General features: G+C 50.4%; 1 protein-coding gene. It reads right to left on the bottom strand.

Annotation, left to right across the window (positions count from 1 at the left end):
- The coding region (gene tusB / locus R2R70_RS21990) for a sulfurtransferase complex subunit TusB (RefSeq protein ID WP_410979194.1) at positions 1 to 250 on the bottom strand (250 nt) is incomplete at both ends.

The raw sequence follows: 250 nt of genomic DNA on the forward strand, positions 1-250 counted from the left end.
GGCTGGAGTGCTTAACCGTAAGTCTGACGAAATCAGTATAGTCAATGGGAATGATGTCGTTCGAAATTTGACCAGTCAAACCGCGGGCAATAAGGTCTTCGTTCAGGGCATAGACCTTAATGGGGGCATTACGCAGACTTTCAAGGTAGCGGTTACCGTCAACTGCGGCAGTTACGCCATCTTGCAATAATAGCAGTTCGTCTCCTTCACTGAGCAGACGCAGCAGCGCAGCAAAATCCGTCAGCCAGGG

It is taken from the genome of Cobetia sp. SIMBA_158, from assembly GCF_046566945.1.
Classification (GTDB): Bacteria; Pseudomonadota; Gammaproteobacteria; order Pseudomonadales; family Halomonadaceae; genus Cobetia; species Cobetia amphilecti.